Genomic DNA, 15,418 nt, shown 5'->3' on the forward strand with positions numbered 1-15,418 from the left:
ACACGCAACTAAACAGCGTGAATAACAATAAAAAAGAGGTCATCGAGAATGAGCGAGCCAACAAGTCCTGTTCGTGTAGCAGTCGTGCAATTCGACCCACAAGTCGGCAAAGAGAAACGTGCAGGTAATCTGCGTCATGGCCTGGAGTTGGCCCTGGAAGCGGTAAACGGCGGTGCCAATCTCATCGTGCTGCCCGAGCTTTGCAGCACAGGTTATTTCTTCAGCAATCGGCAAGACGCGTTCGACCATTCGGAGGTGATTCCCGACGGGCCGAGTGTGCAAATCTGGGTGGACTTCGCCCGCCAGTACAAGGTTTACCTGGTGGCAGGCTTGACCGAGCGCGATGGCATGCGGCTGTTCAACACCGGTGTTCTGGTCGGGCCTGACGGTTTTATCGGCAAGTATCGCAAAGCCCATTTGTGGAACCTGGAGAAGCTGTGGTTCACACCGGGAGATCAGGGCTTTCCAGTATTCGATACGCCTATTGGCCGTATCGGATTGTTGATCTGCTGGGATATCTGGTTCCCGGAAGTGCCGCGAATCCTCAGTCAGCAAGGCGCGGACATCATTTGCAGCCTGAACAACTGGGTGTGGACGCCTCCGCCGCTGTTCGATGACGCCGGCAAGTGCATGGCGTCGTACCTGACCATGACGGCGGCTCACGTCAACAATGTGTTTATTGCGGCGGCGAGCCGGATCGGCGAAGAGCGAGGTGCACGTTACCTGGGCTGCTCGCTGATCGCGGGCACCAACGGCTGGCCGATTGGCCAGGTGGCCTCAGCGGACAAGCAGGAAATCCTGTTTGCCGACATCGACCTGACCAGCTCCCGCAGCGCGCCCATCTGGAACAACCTGAACGATCTGCATCGCGATCGTCGCACCGATCTCTACGATCAAATGCTCGGTTACACCCAGCACCCTTGTCTGCCGCGCTGATAAGGGGAATGACTGATGGAAACCACAAACGAAAAACCGCAAAACCGGCTTGCCGCCAGGTCGCGGCTGGATAGGGCGATCATCTGGCTGATGCTCAGCACGACGCTGTTGATCATCTGGCTCTCATTCACCTACCGGACATCCTGGTCAGCCCATTGGCCAGACTACAGTCACATGGTGTCGAGCCTCCCGGAGCCCAGTGCCTGGCTGCGCTGGGTCTTGGGAGACATCAGCGAGGTGGCGTTCTACAAACATGAGTTCGCTTCGATCGGGTTGCTTGCAGGCGCCTACCTGGCCTACTGGGCGAATAGAACGGGAAAAGCCTGGCAAGGTTTTACCATTTGCTACGGCAGCGGATTATGGCCGTGGCTCGTCACCAGCTCGTTGCTGGGCCTGTTGTTGAGCAACCTTCTGTGGGGCTGGACGGTCACGGCCTCCAGTTGGCAACCGACGTTTGCCGCCTTTGTTTCGTTGCCGGCGGCGATGGTGCTGATGTTTGGCGGCGGCTGGAAGGTCACAATCAATGGCGCAATCATGGGCGCCGTGTTCGTCACTCCGATGTGCTTGTTGATCGTCAATTACGTCTGCAACCCCCTCGGATTGCCGGCGGTGATCGGCAATGTCACGGGCATGGCGGTCGCCAGCGTCGGCGCTTTTCTGCTCTGTCGTTACCTGCCGAGCCTGGTGAAGTCCGACCCACCCAAGAAACCGTCCCCCCCTGTGCCCGCACCCGCCATCACCAAAACGCCCGATTATGGTGTCGTGTGGAGCCTGCGCCGGGTGTTGGCCGACTTTTCGGAAGCGCCGTTCTTTGGCAATGAATGGGCCAGTCTCGGTTTGATCGCCGGCGCCTTGATGGCTTACACCTTGAACCCCACAAGCCCGGTGTATGGCACGGGCTTGCTGCCCCAACTGATCGCCGCGCAAGCGTTGACCTCGGCGTTAGGCGTAGTGATCTGGCGTCAGCAATGGATATTGCGCGGCTGGTATCCCACCTACGTTCCGTTGGTGTCAGTCGTACCGGCGGCCGTTCTGACGTACGGCGGCAGCTGGCAGGTCATCGCCTCAAGCGCGCTGCTGGGGGCATTGATTGCGCCACCCCTGGCCTGCGCGATTGCCAAGCGGTTGCCGGCCGACATGCACGGTTTCATCGGCAATGTACTGGCCATGGCCATCAGCACGTTGCTGATCATTCCGTTTATTGGACTGCTGGTAGCCAGCTGACGAACGTCGCGACTGGGCGCACAAAAAAGGCCTGCAATGCAGGCCTTTCTCATTTACCGAAATGTCCTACGGCTTGTGCGCCCGGGACAGGAATTCGTGAGACTGCATTTCCAGCAGACGACTCAGGGTGCGCTGGAACTCAAAGTTCAGGCGACCGCCGGTGTAGAGGTCTTTGAGCTCGACTTCAGCGGAAATGATCAGCTTCACGTTACGGTCGTAGAACTCGTCGACCATGTTGATAAAGCGTCGGGCGATGTCGTCGGTGGTGACGCTCATCTGCTCGACACCGCTGAGCAACACGGCATGGAAGATCTTGCCCAGTTCGATGTAGTCGTTCTGGCTGCGCGGGCCGTCGCAGAGTTCGCGGAAGTCGAACCAGGCCACGTCATCGCAGGTGCGCAAGGCACGGATTTCGCGGTTCTCGATCATCAGCACATCGTTCTCGATGGCTGCCGTGCATTCTGGCGTCAGGGCGCGGAAGCTCTTACGCAGGCTTTCGTGGGACGCATCATCCAGCGGGAAGTGGAACAGCTCCGCTTGCTCAAGGTGACGCAGACGATAATCGACGCCGCTGTCGACGTTGACGATCTCGGTGTTCTGCTTGATCAGCGCAATGGCCGGCAGGAAGCGCGCACGTTGCAGGCCGTCCTTGTACAGACCGTCCGGCACGATGTTCGACGTCGCGACCAGGGTCACGCCGTTCTTGAACAGCTCTTCCATCAGCGTGCCGAGGATCATTGCGTCGGTGATGTCGGACACGAAGAACTCATCGAAACAAATCACCCGGGCTTCATCGGAGAAGCGCTTGGCGATGATGGTCAGCGGGTTTTTCTCGCCGCCGAGGGTCTTCATCTCTTCGTGCACGCGCTTCATGAAGCGGTGGAAGTGAGTGCGGACCTTTTCCTTGAACGGCAGCGCTTCGAAGAAGGTGTCGACCAGATAGGTCTTGCCCCGGCCGACGCCGCCCCAGAAGTACAGACCCTTGACCGGTGCCGCGTCTTTCTTGCCAAACAGTTTGCCGAACAGACCCGGTTTGCTGTGCGAGGCCGCGACCAGATCGTCGTACAGGCGCTGCAAATGGCGCACCGCAGTTTCCTGCGCGGCGTCATGAAAGAATTCCGGGCGTTTCAGATCAGCTTGATATCGTTCTAGGGGCGTCATAATTCGTTAGCAAGGCAACAAAAACGGGCCGTCACTGTAGCGACGGCCCGTGGGAATGGCAATCGGCCCTTGGTCGGGTCGAGCCGCTGATTTATTCCTGAACCGGCGTCAGAGCAACCCGCAGGGTCTCGATGGCAGCATCGCGAGCGGTGCTGTCAGCAAAGGCCGGGCTGTCGGCAACGCACTCGCCTTCCAGCCAGACGCTGAAGCTCAGGTCTTCGTTGCGCACGTCCAATGGCTGACCCGATTGCAGTTGCTTGGTCACCTGGCCTGCGGTTTTACCGTCGGCAAAGTTACGCGATAGCAGCAGTTGCTCGCCGTCGGCCGCCAGCAGACGGAAGCGGAAACTGCCGTCGTCTTCGCGGAAGCTGACGAAACGCGCGGCTTTCGCGGCTTTCTTCTTGGTGGTGGTCGCGACTTGGGTCTGAGCGACGAAAGAACGCAGACCAACCGCTTCACGCAGTTCGTGGAGGAACGGTGTCGCCACCGAGCGGGCCTTTTTGGCGCCGATCTGCAGGATGTCTTCCAGGTCTGCCGGGCGTTCGATCAACTGGTGATAACGCTCGCGGGACTCGCCCAGCTCGCTGTCGAGCAGCTGGAACAGACGATTCTTCGCCTCGCCCCAACCCAGGCCCTGCAACAGTTCACTGCGGAACTCGTCGGACTGCGCCGGGGTGGCGAAGGCCTGGAACAAGGTGAACAGGTGCGAGTTGTCCGGATCTTTCGCTTCGCCCGGTGCACGGGAGTCGGTAACGATCCGCGAAATGGCGTCCTTCATTTCCTTGGCGCTGCTGAACAACGGAATGGTGTTGTCGTAGCTCTTCGACATCTTGCGACCGTCGAGGCCTGGCAGCGTGGCAACGCTTTCTTCGATCAGCGCTTCAGGCATGGTGAAGAATTCTTTGCCCTGACCAAACAGATGGTTGAAGCGTTGACCGATGTCACGGGCCATTTCCACGTGCTGGATCTGGTCACGACCGACCGGCACCTTGTGGGCGTTGAACATCAGAATATCCGCGGCCATCAGCACCGGGTAGCTGTACAAGCCCATGGTGATGCCAGCGTCCGGGTCTTCGCCAGTTTCGACGTTCTTGTCCACCGAAGCCTTGTAGGCGTGGGCGCGATTAAGCAGGCCCTTGGCGGCGACGCAGGTCAGCAGCCAGGTCAGCTCTGGGATTTCCGGGATGTCGGATTGGCGATAGAAGGTTACGCGGTCCACATCCAGGCCACCGGCCAGCCAGGTCGCGGCGATTTCCAGACGCGAGCGCTGGATGCGCAGCGGGTCATCGCATTTGATCAGGGCGTGGTAGTCGGCCAGGAAGTAGAACGAATCGGCATTGCTGTCACGGCTGGCGATGATCGCCGGACGGATAGCGCCGGCGTAGTTGCCCAGGTGCGGCGTGCCGGTGGTGGTGATGCCGGTGAGGATACGGGTACGAGTCGTCATGGGTAATCGCTTGTCAGACTGCAATCAATTCGAAAGACGCGGCAGGATCAGATCCTTGAGATCGGTCAGCTTGCCATGAAAAAAGTGTCCGCATTCTGCCACTTTCAGCAGCTCATGGGGACGCTCGAGTTTCGAGGACCAGTCGTAGACGGCTTGCGGGTCGATGACTTCGTCGGTTTCCGGCTGGATCAGGGTCAGTTCGCCTTGCTGCGGCAGTTGATCCTGATCGCCGAGACGCATGACAGCGGGCGCGACCATAAACAAATGTTTCAGCTGTTCGCCCTTCGCTTCCAGGCGTCCGCCGAGGCTGGCGGCAACAAAACCGCCGAAGGAGAAACCGAACAGCGTCAGCGGCAATTCCGGGTGTTTGGCCCGCAGCCACTCGGCGGCCGCTTGAGCATCGTCGACTTCGCCAGTGCCCATGTCGTGGCTGCCTTCGCTGGCGCCGACGCCGCGATAATTGAAACGCAAAGTAATCAAACCGGCATCGCGCGCGGTGCGCTGCAAGGTCGAGACCACTTTGTTGAGCATGGTGCCGCCCTGCACCGGGTTCGGGTGGCAGATCAGCGCCAGGCCGCGTGGCTGCTCATTGTCCAGGCCCTTGTTTTCCAAATACAGGGCTTCCAGTTGGCCGACCGGGCCATCAATCACTACAGGGGTTTCGCGCATAAGCAAGGAAGGAACTCCGTGACCTCGAATCGGGTCGACTCGTCTAGCAAATTGTCTGTGCCAATCTATTGCGAGTGAATCGCGGTATACAGCGCAGGTTCGAGCCGTTAACGTAAAGCAAAGCCGTTTATAGAGGAAGGACTCGTGGAACACTCGCTCTTAGTTTGGTTGTTGCCGACTCTTGCCCTGGTTGTGGGTGTCGCCATTGGTTTCCTGATCGCTCGCCTGGTGCCGAATGCCGCGCCTAGCAGCACACAACGTCAGCTGGATGACATTCAGGAACGTTTCGACAGTTATCAGAACGAGGTGGTTACCCACTTCAACAGCACTGCAACCCTGGTCAAGAAACTGACTGCGAGCTATCAGGAAGTGCAGGATCATCTCGCCGAGGGTGCCAACCGCCTGGCCCTGGACGAGCAAACCCGCCAACGCCTGCTGGCCTCGCTGCACGCCGATGCGGCAGCCGCCCCACGGGAACGCCTGACGCCGCCGCGCAATCAGGAGCCGCCTCGCGACTACGCTCCCAAAGCCCCGAACGCGCCGGGCATGCTCGATGAGCATTACGGCCTGAAGAAGTAATCAGGTTTCGTGCGATACAAAAAGCCTCCGGATGAGTGATTGTCCGGGGGCTTTTTTATTGCTGATGGTTTTTTTTGTTGCCTGCTCTGGCCCCATCGCGAGCAAGCTCGCTCCCACAGGGGAACGCATTCCAAATGTGGGAGCGAGCTTGCTCCGGGCGGCGTTCCGACGATGGGGCCAGAGCTGTCGATACAAAAAAGCCCGCCCGATCTGTTGAGGATCGGGCGGGCTTTTTTACGCCTGGGGTTCAGTCAGACGATTATGGATACTACTGAACAGTGCCTTGCTGCTGGCCGCCATACTGCTGACCCGGAATCGCCTTCAGGTTGACCTCGACCCGACGGTTCTGCGCCCGGCCATTGACGTCACCGTTGCTGGCAATCGGGCTATCCGGCCCGGCACCGCGAGCCGACAGGTTGGCACCGCTCACGCCCTGCGACGTCAGGTAAGTCGCCACGCTCTGGGCGCGACGCTGGGACAGGTCCATGTTGTGCTGGCGGCTGCCGGTGCTGTCGGTGTAGCCGACGATCTCGATCTGGTTCTGGCTGAATTCCTTGAGCGAGCCCGCCAGATTGTTCAGCGGCTGATAGAAGCCCGACGCGATGTTCGCCGAATCGGTGGCGAAGGTGATGTTACCCGGCATGATCAATTTGATCTGATCACCCTCGCGCTGCACTTCCACCCCGGTGTTGGCCATGCTGGCGCGCAGCTTTTTCTCTTGCTGATCGGCGTAATAACCGTAACCGGCGGCGGAAGCACCTACCACCGCAGCGCCAATCAGCGCGCCCTTGCCACGGTTATCGTGACTGATGGCGGCACCGGCCAAAGCACCGGCCAGAGCGCCGAGGCCACCGTATTTAGCGGTTTTGCTCATGCCCGTGGAACCACTGTCGGCCTGGCCCTGGTTGTCGTAAGGGTTAGGCGAGGCGCAGCCAGACAGCAAGGCCACAGCCGTAGCGACAATAATCAAACGCTGCTTGGTGAACATGAAGAGCTCCTACTTTTTGCATTCTGTGGTGCAACGGACTAAGGCATTAAACCTTTGCGGGCGTTGGATCATAGCGGATGAAAATAATTCCACCACGCCCCTCACAACGTTAGAAATCACGCCCGCACAAAAGGGTTCTCGCGCATTTCATCGCCCAGACGTGTGTCCGGACCGTGCCCGGTCACCACCGTCGCCTCTTCGTCGAGGGTGTACAGCCGCTGCTTGATCGACCGCACGATGGTCGCCTGATCGCCACCCCACAAATCCGTGCGCCCTACCCCGCGACGAAACAACGTGTCACCGGCAATCAGCAGCTTAGCCTCTGAAAACCAAAAGCTCATGGAGCCCGGCGTATGACCCGGCGTGTGCAACGCCACGCCACAGCCGCAGGCCAGTTCTTCATCATCGGCCAACCAGCGATCCGGCGACGGCACCGGCGTGTAGGGCACACCGAACATCTGGCACTGCATCTCCAGGTTGTCCCAGAGGAATTGATCTTCTTTATGCAAATGCAGGGTTGCGCCGGTTTTCTCCTTCAACTGACCGGAAGCCAGGAAGTGATCTAGGTGCGCATGAGTATGAATGATGCTCACCACCTTCAAGCCCAGTGCGTCGAGCCGCGCGAGGATCAGTTCGTGATTACCGCCCGGATCGACCACGATGGCCTTTTTGGTGATCGGATCGCCGATGATCGTGCAGTTGCACTGCAACGGGCCGACGGGAAAGGTTTCGCGGATGAGGGCTGTATTCGGGGTTTGCATGGGTTTAATCCTGGTGCCAAGGCTGGGTACTGCGGTTATGATCCGCAAAATTGATAGGTTATCCTCGCGCCGCGCCTATTTGAAACAGGACGGCAGGAAGCCAATGCCTGGTTCAAACGACTCTTGAAGCGTTTTTTGTAACGCTCAGCCCAAAAAGGATAATCCCATGCAAGAAGACTATCTCCTTCGTCAGGACATTAAAGGTATCGAAGCCTGGGCACAGGCCTGAACCATGCCTGAGATTCCGGAAGACTTCAGCTGTAAAACGGCCTGCGCGTTTGTGGCAGGACGCGAGCACCTCAAGACTCAAACGCCTTGCCAGGACTATGTCGCGGCCAGAGAGTCCAACGAGGTGACCTGCATTTCATTGGCGGTTGGGGCTGGCTCCAGATCCGACATCGGCGCCCAAGTAGCGGTCACGGCTACCCTGGCCTTTGTCTGCAAAAACTTTGAAAGCCTCTGGCAAAACATGGACAAACACAACGCGAAGGCAGCCCAGCGACTGGTTAATCGCTGCCTGGACGCGTTCAGACGCAAATCTGCAAAGCTTGGCGGCGATATCAACGACCTGGCCTGTACCTTGTCGTTCGTCGCTTACTCACAAGGCCGCTACCTCGCAGGTCACTTGGGCGATGGCGTCATCGCAAGCGTTGAAGCGGACGGACAACTTCAGGCCCTTTCTCATCCAGAAAATGGTGAGTCGGCCAATACCGCCCCGTTGCTGACTGACCATAAAGCGGCGTCGCGGCTCAAGTTGTATCGTGGGCAAATCGAAGCCACGACGGGCTTCGCGATCATGAGCGACGGCACCGCGCAAAGTCTCTATGACAAATCCAACGGCGTCCCCACCCCGGCGATCCAAAAGCTGCTGGAGTGGAATGCAACGTTGCCCAGAAAAAAAATGAGGGAAGTGTTGGGTGACAACTTGCAACAGTCCATTGCCAGTAAAACCGGGGATGACTGCTCCATAGGCTTACTGTCGATCCTGAAGCACTCCATCGACGTGGGGCAGACATCCGGAGTGATTGTCTCAGAGGAGAAATGACCGAAAACCTCTGATCGCAAGGCCCAACTTGTTTCGGAGGTCTTCAAACGGCGATTACTGCAATACACCCAAGTCTTTCGCCCTGGCGACCGCTTGCGTGCGCCGTTCAACCCCAAGCTTGCTGTTGATATGGCTGGCGTGAGTTTTTACGGTGTGCAGCGAAATAAACAGCTGATCGCTGATCTCTTGATTCGAACAGCCCTGGGCGATCAGTCGCAGGACAGCCATTTCCCGCGTACTGAGTTGTTCCGCGGCGGCGGATGACTCTGCTGCGGGACGGCCTGTCACTGCCGGAAGTTTTTCTGCAAGGCTCAGTGAAACGGGCGTCGGTGCACCGAGTTGAAGTTGTCCACGCAGCCAGTCCGGATGTTCAGCCAACAACCTGTCAAACGGTTGCAGCACTCCACCGGCCGCCGCTTCCAGCGCCTGACTCAGGGCCTTGCGGGCCTCGGGCTCGCGTCCGCCCCCCAGCAATAACGTCACTTTCTGAGTCAGTGCCATCACGCTGAGCAACTGCCTGCCCGTTTGCTGCCCGTGCTCAAGCAACGCGTTCAATCGTCCTTCGGCCAGCATCGGCTGTCCCTGAATGACCTCCAGCAAGGCTTGCTGCAACTCGATATGCAGCGGCAGTTGCGGATGAAACTCCGGAGGGGCTGCCGCGTGTTCGCCGTTGTAGGTCTGGCCCAAGCGAGCGAGCCAGGCTTCGGCCAGATCGGTACGCCCCTGAGCCAGCCAAAGTTCGCATTTGACCAGGGTGATCATCGCCAGGTAGTAGATCGGTGGCACGTCCCAGATGTGCATCAGGCGCTCGGCTTCCGCGAGTTCAGCGAAGGCTTTGGCGAATTCGCCGCTGATGCCCTCAAGCCTGGCGATCACGCAGTGGCCGATCAATACGCTGATATCACGACAGGCGCGTGCTTCATTCAAACCGGCTTGCAAGCGTGCCCGTGCGGCTTGGGGCTGCAAGCGCAGGGCTAACAAAAAGCCTTCGTACAAAGTCAGTCGGGCGCGTACGGCATACAGCCGTTGCGGGGATAACCGTTGCAGGCGTTGCAGCCCTTGGCGCACTTCATCCAGCGCACGAAGGATTTCCCCTCGCGCTTGCAGCACGCGAGCGCGGTCGTAATGGGCCAGCGCTTCGAACAGCGGGTTGCCGACCCGTTGCGCCAACTCCAGAGATTCACGGTTCAACCCGCGGGCACGCCACAAGTCACCGTCGGCAATGGCCAGGTTGGACAGGGTCGAGAGGCACATCAGGCGTTGCCCGTAGCGTTTGGCGGGCAGGCTCTCCTGCGCTTCGGTGCAGTAGAGCAACGTCAGCTCGCGATTGCCGCGCCCGCGGGCGATGACCCCACTCAGGGCCAGCCATTGCGCCAGCATGGATTTCTGCGCAGTGGCCGACGGGGCCGGCAGGAAGCGACTCAAATGACTGGCCAACTCCTCGGCGGCGTCCAGCTGACAGGCCAGCCCCAACGCCCAGCTGTACAGCACGATCAGCCGTGGCGTGCTGATCAGCAGGCTGTCAGGCAAGTCCATTTTCCAGCGCAGCAACATGCCGACGTTCTGTTCGGCCAGCAGTTGCTCTTCGGAGAGGTTCTGCACCAGGTTCGCCGCGACGTCCAGGTGCCCGGCACGCAGCGCCTGCTCCACCGCCTCGTCGAGCAGCCCCTGGGCATTGAACCAGCGACAGGCGCGCAAGTGCAGGCTGGCCGCCGGCACCATCGCTTGCGCGGTGGGCCGGGTGCGCAACAGGTCGGAAAACAAATGGTGGTAGCGATACCAGTGACCGTTTTCATCCAGTGGCACCAGGAACACCTGATGAGCCAGCAGAAAACGCAGGATCTCGGCACTGTCATGGGCTTCGCGAACGGCGTCGCACAATTCGCTGCAAAAGCGTTCCTGAGGTGCTGTGTCGTAAAGGAATGACTGCACCTCGGCGGGCAGACAATCGATGACTTCTTCCAGCAGATAATCGCGGATCAGCCCTTCCCCGCCATGCAAGGCCTGTGGCAAAGCACCCTGCGAGCCCGCTTCAGACGCTGCCAGCAGCCAGAAACGCAGCCCGGCGACCCAACCTTCGCTGCGCTGGATGAGACTCTCCAGCGCTTCGCCGCGCAAGGAACTGCTGTGCCGATCAAGCAGGGTCAGGGCTTCGTCGTGAGTCAGGCGCAAGTCCTGTTCATTCAACTCGAGCAGTTGCCGCGACAGCCGCAGACGCGCCAGATGCCAGTCCGGCCGCTGCCGACTGGTGACCATGACCAGCAAGCCGTCAGGCAGATGATTGAGGAAAAATTGCAGGCAGCGATCGAGTACCGGGCCCTGTGCCAAATGGTAGTCATCCAACACCAACAGCAGGGGCGTACTTGCAGACAGGTGCACGGCCAACTCATCGAGCAAACCGTCCAGCCATTCTTCAAAGGCAAACGGTTGATGCCGCTGGCGCATTTTCAGCAGGCCCAGGGACTTGCTGCCCAGTTGCGGAAAAAAGTCCTGGAGGCCTTCGAGCAACCGCTCAAGAAAACGTCCGGGATCGCTGTCTCGCGGACTCAACCCCAGCCACAGACTTTGCCAGTGAGCCGGCAAGCCCTGACAGAACTCCACCGCCAACGAACTCTTGCCAAACCCCGCCGGTGCGCTGACCAGCAACAGCCTTCCACCGAGGCCCGCACTCAGGCGCTCGCACAGACGAGGTCGCAGCACATGGCCGTCGGGCAACGGAGGCCGAAAAAAACGCCCGTCCAGTGCCGCGACGGCAATGCTTGCAGGGCCCGGGTGTGGGGACAGATCAGTCATGGCCGGCTCTTGTTTGAATGGCGGTTGGCGGCGTTGCAGATGTCCGCAGCCTATCGGTAAACGAAGAGGGAATGAAGGTTATTGCTACAAATGGCTACAAAAAGAATACAAGCAGAAGTGTCGAGCAAACCCGACAGCCACACCGCCCTCGTAGCAGCTGTCGAGCTTGCGAGGCTGCGTCCGGCTGCGAAGCAGTCGTGAAGTCAAACGCTGCGGTGTTTCAGGACAACCTTGCATTCAGGTTTTACGACTGCTTCGCAGCCGGACGCAGCCTCGCAAGCTCGACAGCTGCTACAACGATCTTTGTGAACTGCAAAAAAAACGCCCCGAACCAGTCGGGGCGTTTCTCGAGGATGCGGCCTCTGTTCAGGGCAACTTAGCGAACACCATCCTGGCGCAGAGCGGCCGGAGTGAAGTCGCTGGTGGTAGCGGTGAAGCCGAAGTCATACGCCGATTTCTCTTCGTTCTTCATGCCCAGTGCCAGGTAGCGGCCCGATTGCAGGTCGTACAAAGTTTCCAGGGTGTACCACGGCACTTGAACGTTGTAGTAATTCTGGGAGTGAGCTTCCGCCACACGCCACAGTTGATTACGACCGTCGTAGTGGTCGATCACTGCCGCTTGCCAGGTGTCTTCGTCGATGTAGAAGTCACGCTTGGCGTAGATGTGACGCTGACCTTCCTTCAAGGTAGCCACCACATGCCAGACCCGGCGCAGCTCGTAACGAGCCAGGTCCTGGTTGATGTGACCGGCCTTGATGATGTCGTCGTACTTGAGTTGCGGCGAGTCGAGTTTGTAGCTGTCGGAGGCGATGTACATCTCTTTCTTGCCTTCGAGTTTCCAGTCGTAACGATCCGGTGCACCGTTGTACATGTCCAGGTTGTCGGAGGTACGCAGGCCATCGGCTGCGGTACCCGGCCCGTCATAGGACACTTGTGGTGCGCGACGCACACGACGCTGACCGGCGTTGTAGACCCACGCCGAACGTGGCTCTTTCACCTGGTCGAGGGTTTCGTGCACCAGCAGCACACCACCGGCCAGACGTGCCGGCGCGGTCACTTTCTGCTTGAAGTAGAACAGGATGTTGCCCGGGTTCGCCGGATCGTAGTCCTTCATCTTGTCGCGGAACACGAACTGGTCCTGGAAGTACACCAGGCTGTACGAGCCGTTCGGCTGCGGCGTCGCCTGGGTCACCAGACGGGTCACGCTGCCACCGCGATAGCGGGTGATGTGGTTCCAGATGACTTCGACGCCGGTCTTCGGAATCGGGAATGGGACTGCGGTTTCGAAGTTTTCCAGACCGTTGCCGCCGGACACCAGGTTAGTGGCGGTGGCGTTTTTCTTGATGGCGGCAAACACGGCATCCGGCACGGTCGCGCCGCGATGGGACGGGTAGACCGGCATCTTGAAGGTTTCCGGGTAGCGCTTGAACATCGCGTATTGGCCCGGTGCGAGCTTGTCCTTGTACTGGTCGACGTTCTGCGCGGTGATGGTGAACAGTGGTTTTTCACTGGCGAACGGGTCAGACAGGAAACCTTTGCTGTCGGCGGTGCCGGCGTTTTTCGCCATCGGCTTCCAGGCCGGGATCGATCCGTCAGCGTTGCCCGCCATCTCGGCGCCCATCGGGGTCAGGCTCTTGCCCAGTTTGTCCGCTTCGGCCGCAGGGACCGCCGCCATGACGCCGGTCGCCAGCAGCGAAAGCCCCAGAACACCGACGTGGAACAGACTCTTTGTTATTTTCATAGGTGTGTTCGTCCTGATAATGCAGTGCTTAGAAGTTCACGCCGAAGCTGAGCGCAACGAAATCGCGGTCATCGACGGTGGTGTACTTGCCATCAAAGAAGTTGGTGTAAGCCAGGCTCGCGGTGTAGGTGTTCTGGTACTCGGCATCGACGCCCAGGCTCACCGCTTTGCGACCTTCCTCGAAGTTGCCGCCAGGGCCAGGCGAGTAGCCTTCCACGTCATGAGACCAGGCCACGTTCGGCTTGAGGTTCACACCGGCGAATACGTCGTTGTATTCCCAGATGGCACGACCGCGGTAACCCCAGGAGTTTGCGGTGGTGAACCCGTCGTTTTCGCAGTAGCGACTGACGTTGTTTTGCGGTCCGCCTGCCAGGGTAGAGGTGTTCAATGCCACGCACTGACCACTTGGCAATGGACCAGGGCCGTAGCTCGGGTCACGGCCGTAACGCGCTTTGGAAGAGCTTTCCAGACCGCCAACGTGAGTAAAGCCGACCTCGCCCACCAGGGTCAGTCGCTCGGCGCCCATCACCTGGTCGAAGAAGTGAGTAAGGGTCGTCTGGAGCTGGGTCACTTCCTTGCGGCGATAGCCTTGTTGATCCTGTCCTGGCGTCCCTTGGAGCACGGAAACGTTAGGGTTCAGAGGCGTCAAACCGGAAAAGAGAATGTCGGTGGTGTTGAGCTGAACCGGAGCATTCGGCCGGTAGCTGACTTCACCACTCCACGCAGTACCTGTCGGTAACGTGGTGGAGAAGCTCAAGCCATACAGGCGAATATCTTCAGGGTACTCGACGTAGTAGCTGGAGTTACCCGCCACCACCAATGGCAGCAAGGTCGGGGCCAGGCCTGCCGCGACACCGGCCGGAACACCCGCAGCCCTCAGTGAACCCACCAGGCCCGCCGCGCTGTAAGCGCTCGCCGGAGCACCTTTGCCGCTGAAAATCGGCGCACGGCTGTGGTAGTTCATGAAGTAGGCGCCGAACTCGGTGTCCAGCGGATCGAACATGTATTTGAAGGACACGCCAAATTGACCGCTGTCACGGGCATCGCGATCCGGACCGCGACGAACGATGACACCTTCATCCGGGTTGCCCCAGGTCACGCCTTTGGCAGCCAGGGTGTTGATGCTGGCATTACGCAGCGAAGCCGGCAGCCCCGCAGCCGTCAATGCGCTGTTGAGTCCGTTACGGGTACGCAGTACGGCCAGGTTGTTATCGCAGCCATCCGCAATCACGTCCGGTTGCGAGAAGAAGGTGCCGCAGTTGTCGACAACGGTCTGGTCCCATTCGAGCTGGTAGAAGGCTTCAGTCGAGAGGTTCTCGGTGAGGCTCTGGGACACGTAGAACATGTTGACCGGGATCAGGCCTTCCTTGATCTCGGCACCGGGGCGACGGAACGCAGACACGTCGATCGGGTTGATCGAGTTGATGCCACCGCCGATGAAAGTACTTTCACCCCAACTCACTACTTGCTTGCCCAGACGCACGGAGCCCGGCTGATCGGCAACGGAATAGTTGTGGTAGACGAAGGCGTCGAGGATCTGGCCGCCGGAGGACTTGGCGCCTTCCTTGCGGTTGCTGTCGCTGATGTCCTTGAACGGACGGCTTTCGTCCTTGAGTTCGAAGTCGTACCAGTATTTGCCACGGACGAAAACGCCGGTATCGCCATATTTCAATTCGAGGTCATGGATGCCCTTGAAGATCTTGGAGAACGTTTCGCCGCTCTTGAAGTTCAGGTGACCGTCGTCGGAAGTCTGGGACAGGCCGCGGCCGCCGTTGTTGACGCCGATGAGGTTCTTGTTGGCATTTTCAGTCGACCAACTGGCACCGACCGACAGGGACGAGTCGAACTGACCTTCGATTTCACCAACGTTGAAACTGACGCCGAATGCTGGCCCGGCGAGCGTAGAGGCAAGACTGACCGCCAGGGGCAGTTTCGCCCGGCGCCAGAACTGGTTTACTGATGTCATCGACGCTACTCCATGTGCATTATTGTTATGGCAGTGAGCACTTCTAAAAACGCTGTGGATGACTGGGAGCCAAGGTGTCCCTAAGTCATTCCAAAGTTGCATCGCCCC

General features: G+C 59.3%; 12 protein-coding genes. 4 read left to right on the forward strand and 8 right to left on the reverse strand.

All coding sequences use genetic code 11. From position 1 onward, the window contains the following. Positions 1–48 precede the first annotated feature (48 nt). Together AC3IUE_RS27135 and AC3IUE_RS27140 are read left to right on the forward strand one after the other, a co-directional pair. Positions 49–936 carry a nitrilase family protein gene (locus AC3IUE_RS27135; protein WP_489264276.1) on the forward strand — a complete coding sequence of 296 codons (888 nt, stop codon included), beginning with the start codon at positions 49–51 and terminating at the stop codon, positions 934–936. Positions 937–951: 15 nt separating this feature from the next. After that, a complete protein-coding gene (locus AC3IUE_RS27140) occupies positions 952–2,160 on the forward strand; it encodes a hypothetical protein (RefSeq protein WP_489264277.1) in 1,209 nt (402 codons plus the stop codon). Positions 2,161–2,226: 66 nt separating this feature from the next. On the opposite strand, the gene zapE is transcribed toward AC3IUE_RS27140, so the two are convergent. The 3 genes from zapE to AC3IUE_RS27155 all read right to left on the reverse strand — a co-directional run bounded on the left by zapE (position 2,227) and on the right by AC3IUE_RS27155 (position 5,437). After that, positions 2,227–3,321, reverse strand: a complete 1,095-nt coding sequence (gene zapE, locus AC3IUE_RS27145; RefSeq protein WP_008155962.1) for a cell division protein ZapE — start codon at positions 3,319–3,321, stop codon at positions 2,227–2,229. A 91-nt stretch (positions 3,322–3,412) separates the two neighbouring features. Continuing rightward, positions 3,413–4,768 carry a tryptophan--tRNA ligase gene (locus tag AC3IUE_RS27150; RefSeq protein ID WP_056740883.1) on the reverse strand — a complete coding sequence of 452 codons (1,356 nt, stop codon included), beginning with the start codon at positions 4,766–4,768 and terminating at the stop codon, positions 3,413–3,415. A 24-nt stretch (positions 4,769–4,792) separates the two neighbouring features. After that, positions 4,793–5,437 carry an alpha/beta hydrolase gene (locus AC3IUE_RS27155; protein WP_489264278.1) on the reverse strand — a complete coding sequence of 215 codons (645 nt, stop codon included), beginning with the start codon at positions 5,435–5,437 and terminating at the stop codon, positions 4,793–4,795. Between the two features lie 144 nt (positions 5,438–5,581). On the opposite strand from AC3IUE_RS27155, the gene AC3IUE_RS27160 reads away from it, so the two are divergent. Next, positions 5,582–6,016 (forward strand): Z-ring associated ZapG family protein, encoded by a 435-nt coding sequence (locus tag AC3IUE_RS27160; protein ID WP_046053408.1) that lies wholly within the window; start codon positions 5,582–5,584, stop codon positions 6,014–6,016. A gap of 268 nt (positions 6,017–6,284) precedes the next feature. On the opposite strand, the gene AC3IUE_RS27165 is transcribed toward AC3IUE_RS27160, so the two are convergent. Both AC3IUE_RS27165 and AC3IUE_RS27170 read right to left on the reverse strand, forming a co-directional pair. Next, positions 6,285–7,004: a YiaD family glycine zipper/OmpA-like lipoprotein gene (locus AC3IUE_RS27165; RefSeq protein WP_489264279.1), complete on the reverse strand. Its 720-nt coding sequence runs from the start codon at positions 7,002–7,004 to the stop codon at positions 6,285–6,287. 116 nt (positions 7,005–7,120) lie between these two features. After that, positions 7,121–7,765: an MBL fold metallo-hydrolase gene (locus AC3IUE_RS27170; protein ID WP_056740859.1), complete on the reverse strand. Its 645-nt coding sequence runs from the start codon at positions 7,763–7,765 to the stop codon at positions 7,121–7,123. A gap of 232 nt (positions 7,766–7,997) precedes the next feature. Between AC3IUE_RS27170 and AC3IUE_RS27175 the strand changes: the two genes are divergently transcribed. Then, complete coding sequence (locus AC3IUE_RS27175; protein ID WP_489264280.1) at positions 7,998–8,810, forward strand: PP2C family serine/threonine-protein phosphatase; 813 nt, start codon at positions 7,998–8,000, stop codon at positions 8,808–8,810. A gap of 54 nt (positions 8,811–8,864) precedes the next feature. On the opposite strand, the gene AC3IUE_RS27180 is transcribed toward AC3IUE_RS27175, so the two are convergent. From AC3IUE_RS27180 to AC3IUE_RS27190, 3 genes are all read right to left on the reverse strand, one after another. Continuing rightward, positions 8,865–11,603 (reverse strand): winged helix-turn-helix domain-containing protein, encoded by a 2,739-nt coding sequence (locus tag AC3IUE_RS27180; protein WP_489264281.1) that lies wholly within the window; start codon positions 11,601–11,603, stop codon positions 8,865–8,867. Between the two features lie 376 nt (positions 11,604–11,979). Beyond that, positions 11,980–13,344 (reverse strand): DUF1329 domain-containing protein, encoded by a 1,365-nt coding sequence (locus AC3IUE_RS27185; protein WP_056740853.1) that lies wholly within the window; start codon positions 13,342–13,344, stop codon positions 11,980–11,982. 28 nt (positions 13,345–13,372) lie between these two features. Next, positions 13,373–15,310, reverse strand: a complete 1,938-nt coding sequence (locus tag AC3IUE_RS27190; RefSeq protein WP_056740851.1) for a DUF1302 domain-containing protein — start codon at positions 15,308–15,310, stop codon at positions 13,373–13,375. Positions 15,311–15,418 lie beyond the last annotated feature (108 nt).

The sequence above is a fragment of the Pseudomonas sp. GL_093 genome, assembly GCF_057837605.1.

Excerpts from the sequence above, each read along its gene's own strand:
- AC3IUE_RS27165 (WP_489264279.1), bottom strand. The coding sequence starts at position 7,004 with ATGTTCACCAAGCAGCGTTTGATTATTGTCGCTACGGCTGTGGCCTTG.
- AC3IUE_RS27175 (WP_489264280.1), top strand. The coding sequence starts at position 7,998 with ATGCCTGAGATTCCGGAAGACTTCAGCTGTAAAACGGCCTGCGCGTTT.
- zapE (WP_008155962.1), bottom strand. The coding sequence starts at position 3,321 with ATGACGCCCCTAGAACGATATCAAGCTGATCTGAAACGCCCGGAATTC.
- AC3IUE_RS27155 (WP_489264278.1), bottom strand. The coding sequence starts at position 5,437 with ATGCGCGAAACCCCTGTAGTGATTGATGGCCCGGTCGGCCAACTGGAA.
- AC3IUE_RS27180 (WP_489264281.1), bottom strand. The coding sequence starts at position 11,603 with ATGACTGATCTGTCCCCACACCCGGGCCCTGCAAGCATTGCCGTCGCG.
- AC3IUE_RS27140 (WP_489264277.1), top strand. The coding sequence starts at position 952 with ATGGAAACCACAAACGAAAAACCGCAAAACCGGCTTGCCGCCAGGTCG.
- AC3IUE_RS27135 (WP_489264276.1), top strand. The coding sequence starts at position 49 with ATGAGCGAGCCAACAAGTCCTGTTCGTGTAGCAGTCGTGCAATTCGAC.
- AC3IUE_RS27190 (WP_056740851.1), bottom strand. The coding sequence starts at position 15,310 with ATGACATCAGTAAACCAGTTCTGGCGCCGGGCGAAACTGCCCCTGGCG.
- AC3IUE_RS27185 (WP_056740853.1), bottom strand. The coding sequence starts at position 13,344 with ATGAAAATAACAAAGAGTCTGTTCCACGTCGGTGTTCTGGGGCTTTCG.
- AC3IUE_RS27150 (WP_056740883.1), bottom strand. The coding sequence starts at position 4,768 with ATGACGACTCGTACCCGTATCCTCACCGGCATCACCACCACCGGCACG.
- AC3IUE_RS27170 (WP_056740859.1), bottom strand. The coding sequence starts at position 7,765 with ATGCAAACCCCGAATACAGCCCTCATCCGCGAAACCTTTCCCGTCGGC.